Genomic DNA, 5748 nt, shown 5'->3' with positions numbered 1-5748 from the left:
CGGAAGGCCATCATCACGTAGGCCACCGCGTGGGCCTTGGGGAAGAGGTACTTGATCTTCTTGCAGGAGCCGATGTACCAGTCGGGCACGCCGGCGGCCTTCATCTCCTCCTCCGCCCCGTCGGGCAGGCCCCGGCCCTTGCGCACCGACTCCATGATCTTAAAGGAGCGCTTCTCCGGCATGCCGCAGGAGATGAGGAAGAGCATGATGTCGTCCCGGCAGCCGATGGCCTGGCCTACCGGAATGCCCTGGTCCACCACCAGGTCCCGGGCGTTGCCCAGCCACACGTCGGTGCCGTGGGAGAAGCCGGACAGCCGCAGCAGGATGTCAAATTGGTGGGGCTGGGTGTCCATCAGCATGCCCCGGGTGAATTTGGTGTTGAACTCCGGGATGGCCACCGCCCCGGTGGGACCCAGGATGGGGTCGTTCTCAAAGCCCAGCACCTTGGAGGAGGTGAAGATGCTCATGGTGTCCTTGTCGTCCAGGGGGATTTTTTGGGGGTCTACCCCGGTCAGGTCCTGGAGCATGCGGATCATGGTGGGGTCATCGTGGCCCAGCATGTCCAGCTTCAGCAGGTTGGACTCCATGGAGTGATACTCAAAGTGGGTGGTGATGATGTCGCTGTTGGGGTCGTCGGCGGGGTGCTGCACCGGACAGAAGTCGTAGATTTCCCGGTTCTGGGGGATAACCACCATGCCGCCGGGGTGCTGGCCGGTGGTGCGCTTGACGCCGCTGCACCCCAGAGACAGCCGGTTCTCCTCCGCCCGGGTGCCGCTGAGGCCGTGCTCGTCCAGGTAGTGCTTCACATAGCCGTAGGCAATCTTGTCCTTCACCGTGCCGATGGTCCCCGCCCGGAACACGTGGCTCTGGCCGAACAGCTCAAAGGTATATCGGTGGGCGCTGGACTGGTACTCGCCGGAGAAATTCAGGTCGATGTCGGGGACCTTGTCGCCGCCAAAGCCCAAAAAGGTCTCAAAGGGGATGTTGAACCCGTCCTTGGCGTAGGGTGCGCCGCACCGGGGACAGACCGCGTCTGGCATGTCGGCGCCGCAGCCCCAGCCCCCCGCCTTGGCCGCCTCAAAATCGGAGTGCTTGCACTGGGGGCAGCGGTAGTGGGGGGGCAGGGAGTTGACCTCGGTGATGCCGGACAGGAAGGCCACCAGGGAGGAACCCACCGAGCCCCGGGAACCCACCAGGTAGCCGTGGTCCAGGGAGTCCTGCACCAGCTTCTGGGCGGACATGTAGATCACGTCGTACTTGCATTTGATGATATCCCCCAGCTCGGCGTTGATCCGGTCCACCACGATCTGGGGTGGCTGCTCCCCGTAGAGGGCCTTGGCCTTGTCCCACACCAGCCTTGTCAGCTCCTGGGCGGAGTTTTCAATTTTGGGGGCAAACAGGCCCTGGGGCAGCGGCACCACGTCCTCGCACCAGTCGGCCACCAGGTTGGTGTTGCGCACCACCACCTCATAGGCCTTCTCCTCCCCCAGGTAGGCAAACTCCTCCAGCATCTCCCGGGTGGTTTTGAAGTAGAGGGGCAGGGGGGAATCGGCGTCCTCAAACCCCTTGGAGGCCAGCAGAATGTGGCGGTAGATCTCATCCTCCGGGTCCAGGAAGTGGACGTCCCCGGTGGCGCACACCGGCTTGTCCAGTGCCTCCCCCAGCGCCACCACCGTACGGTTGAAGTCCCGCAGCTCCTCCTCGCTGCGCACCATACCCTTGCGCAGCATGAAGGCGTTGTTGCACAGGGGCTGAATCTCCAGAAAGTCGTACCAGGAGGCGATGCGCTTGAGTTCCTTGAAGTCCTTCCGGCGCACAATGGCCTGAAACAGCTCCCCCGCCTCGCAGGCCGAGCCGATGATCAGCCCCTCCCGGTGCCGGTCGATCAGGCTTTTGGGCATGATGGGATAGCGCTTGAAGTGGTCCAGGTAGGAGGCGGAGATGAGCTGGTACAGATTGCGCAGGCCCAGCTGGTTTTTGGCAAGCACGATGAGGTGCTTGGGCTGCCGCTTGGCCTTGCCCCCCGCCCGCAGCTTGGTCATGGCCGGGTTGATCTGCTGGAGGGACCGCACCCCTCTGTCCCGGAGCATATCGAAAAAGGGAATGAGCATATAGCCCACCGTGGCCGCGTCGTCATAGGCCCGGTGGTGATTGAACGCGGGCAGGTTGAGATGCTCCGCCACAACGTCCAGCTTGTACTTGCCCAGCTCGGGCAGCAGGTTCTGAGCCAGGATCAGGCTGTCCAGGTAAGTATGCTCAAAGGGGCGGCCCATCCGGCGGCAGCCGGCGGCAATAAAGCCCACGTCAAACTCCGCGTTGTGGGCGGCCAGGGGCCGATCCCCCACAAAGTCCAGAAAGGCACCCACGGCCTCCTCCTGAGAGGGCGCTCCCTCCAGCATCTGGTCGGTGATGCCGGTGAGCTGGGTGATCTCCCGGCTCAGGGGCCGGCCGGGATTGACAAAGGTGGAGAACTGCTCCGCCACCTCTCCGTCCCGCAGCACCACCGCCCCGATCTCCGTGATCACGTCCCGGCGGGGGTCCAGGCCGGTGGTCTCCAGGTCGAAGCAGACGACCTCCCCCTCCAGAGGCTGGTCCAGCTCCCCGTGGACGGCCACCCGGTCATCCACGTCGTTGATGTAATAGGCCTCCACCCCATAGAGAAGTTTGATCTGCTTGGCGGAGTGCCAGGCGTTGGGAAAGGCGTGGGCCACCCCGTGGTCGGTGATGGCGATGGCCCGGTGGCCCCACCGCTCCGCCCGCTTCACCACGTTCTTGTCCGTGCCGATGGGGGAGTCCATTTTGGAACCCACGGCGGTGAGGGCGTCCATGGCAGACATGTTGGTATGCAGGTGTAGCTCCACCCGCTTCTCCGGCGCGTCGTCCGTCCGCTGGGGCCGGTCGGTCTCCATAACGGCGTAGGGCTCCAGCACCATGTCCCCGGTGAAGCGGTCAATGTTCAGCTTGCCCTGGACCAGCAGCCGCTGGCCCTTCTTCACCCCGTCCACAATGCCCTTGCCCTCGTCGCCGGGGAAAAACTTGCTCACCCGCACCGAGCCGGTGTAGTCGGTCAAATCGAAGCACACCACCCAGGCCCCCCGCTTCTTCAGCTCCCGGTGGTCCAGGGAAAACACGTCCCCCTCCACAATTACCGTCCCCATATCCAGCTCGAGCTGGCTCATGGGGGTGGGGGCCTTGCGCACCTCATGCCTGCCGTAGATCAGCTTCCCCTTGGGGGCGCCCCTCCCCGGTTTCCGCTCCGTGGGCTTGGGCGCTTTCAGCCCCGCCAGGGCTTTGCGGCGGATCTCCTCCGTCCGGCGGAAGGCCGCCGCCGCCTCGTCCTCCGCCGGCGCAACAGCCGGCACGGCCTCCGGGACCGGCGCGGCCTCCGGGACCGGCGCGGCCTCCGGGACCGGCGTCATCTCCAGCTCCACCCGCTCCACCCGGTAGGCCAGGGCCAGGCTGCCCTCAATCTGCCGGCGCAGCTCCTCTCCCGGCGGGGCGGCGCACTCCACACTGGCGCGGATGACCCGGGCGCCTTTGTCTATCACAGCCCGGGTCACCTGGTAGCCCTCCACCCGGGCCGCCAGCTCTTGCCCGGGCCGCCAGGCGGAAAACAGCTTTAAAAATGGAATTTTCTGTGCCTGCGGTATCATCCGAATCGCTCCCGCTCCCCTTACATCTGCTCAATGAGGGCAAACAGCTCGTCCACCAGCCGGTCCTGGGGGACCTTTTTCACAATCTCCCCCTTGCGGAAGAGCAGGCCCTCCCCGTCGCCGCCTGCAATGCCCACGTCGGCGGCGGCGGCCTCTCCGGGACCGTTGACCACGCACCCCATCACCGCCACGGTGAGGGGCTTGTCCAGGCCCTTGAGCCGCTCCTCCACCTCCCCGGCCAGGCCGATCAGGTCAATGCGGGTCCGCCCGCAGGTGGGGCAGGAGATCAGGTCGGGACCATCCTTCCGCAGGCCGGCGGCCTTCAGGATGTCCTTGGCCGCCAGCACCTCCTCCACCGGGTCGGCGGACAGGGACACCCGCATGGTGTCCCCAATGCCCAGGGCCAGCAGGCCGCCGATGCCGATGGCGGATTTCAGGGTCCCCATGCGGAGGGTACCGGTCTCGGTCACTCCAAGATGTAAAGGATAATCGCTTTCCATACTCATCAGCTGATAGGCCGCCATAGTCACCGGCACGCTGGAGGATTTGAGAGAGATGCAGATGTCGTGGAAGTCATACTTCTCCAGCAGGGCGATGTGGCCGAAGGCCGATTCCACCAGGGCCTCCGGGGTGACGCCCCCGTATTTGGCCAGCAGGGGCTTCTCCAGAGAGCCGCCGTTGACCCCGATACGGATGGGAAGTCCTTTTGCTTTACAGGCCTCCGCCACCGCTTTGACCCGGTCCTCCCCGCCGATGTTGCCGGGATTGATGCGCACCGCGTCGCACCCGGCGTCGATACAGGTGAGGGCCAACCGGTAGTCGAAGTGGATGTCCACCACCAGGGGGATGGAGATCTGCGCCCGGATCTCCCCCACCGCCCTGGCCGCTGCCTGGTCCGGCACCGCCACCCGGATGATCTGGCAGCCGGCGGTGGCCAGGCGCTTGATCTGCTCCACGGTGGCCGCCACGTCGTGGGTGCGGGTGTTGGTCATGGACTGTATAGTGACGGGGGCGCCCCCACCCACGGGGACGTTGCCCACCAAAATCTGTCTGGTCATGGTGCAGCCTCCTATAGGATAAACTTATTCACATCGCTGATGGCCACCAGGATCATCAGGGCGATGAGGCAGGCAAAGCCCGCCATGTTGAGATAGCCCAGGTATTTCTGATCAATGTGCTTCTTGGTCGCCAGGCGGTAGATTCCATCCACCACCAGCAGAAAGATCTGGCCGCCGTCCAGGGCGGGAATGGGCAGCAGGTTCATCACCGCCAGGTTGATGGCGATGAGGGCGGTAAAGTCCAGCAGGTTGACGATGGCGCCGAACAGGCCCGCCGCCTCCGCCCCTGCCTGGCCCACGTCCCCGGCCATGGCCACGATGCCGATGACGCCGGACATGTCCCGCAGGCCCATCGCCCCGGTGACAATGTCCCCCAGGCCCATCCACACCATGCGCACATAGTCGATGGCCTGATACCAGCTGTTCCGCAGGCGGGTGGCCGCCGTGTCCTCCAGGAACTGGCCCACGTAGATGCCCCGCTTTTCCACCTGCTGGCCGTTCTCGTCGGTGAGCTGTCGGTAGGGCAGATCAATTTCCCCCAGGTCCACCCGCTCCCCGTCCCGGAGCACCGTCACCTCCACCTTCTCCCCCGCCCGCTCCAGGTAAACCAGCGCGTCGGTCTGGAAGTAGATCCGGTGTCCGTCAATGGTGTAGAACTGGTCGCCGGGCTGAAGGCCGGTGTCCAGCACCGCCTCCGCCCCCTCCATCACGCCGGTGAATACCGGAGCGGCGGGGCTGCCCGCCAGGCCCATGATCAGGAGGATCAGCAGCAGACCGGTCACAAAGTTCAAAAAGGCCCCCGCCACCAGAATGACGGCTTTCTTCCAAAAGGGCTTGTTGTGAAAAGAGCGGGGATCGTCGGAGGCGGCCTCCTCCCCCTCCATGGCGCAGTAGCCCCCGATGGGGAAGGCCCGCAGGGAGTAGAGGGTCTCCCCCTTTTCCCGGGAAATCAGCGCCGGACCCATGCCGATGGAAAACTCATTGACACGCACGCCCAGGGCCTTGGCGGCCACGAAGTGGCCGAACTCATGGATGGC

At 64.9% G+C, this 5748-nt stretch carries 3 protein-coding genes; all 3 read right to left on the bottom strand.

Translation table 11 applies throughout. The annotated features are described in order from the left end of the window. The coding region (locus Q0J74_RS10100; RefSeq protein WP_297214212.1) for a PolC-type DNA polymerase III at positions 1-3653 on the bottom strand (3653 nt) is incomplete at its 3' end. Positions 3654-3673: 20 nt separating this feature from the next. Then, entirely contained in the window at positions 3674-4711 is a 1038-nt protein-coding gene (gene ispG / locus Q0J74_RS10095; RefSeq protein ID WP_297214209.1) for a flavodoxin-dependent (E)-4-hydroxy-3-methylbut-2-enyl-diphosphate synthase, read from the bottom strand. 11 nt (positions 4712-4722) lie between these two features. Beyond that, on the bottom strand, positions 4723-5748 hold a 1026-nt coding region (locus tag Q0J74_RS10090), incomplete at its 5' end, for a M50 family metallopeptidase (protein WP_297214206.1).

The organism is uncultured Flavonifractor sp. (genome assembly GCF_944387675.1).
GTDB lineage: Bacteria > Bacillota > Clostridia > Oscillospirales > Oscillospiraceae > Flavonifractor.
The sequence above is the reverse complement of the archived record's forward strand: the minus strand, read 5'-3'. Positions and strand labels throughout refer to the sequence as shown.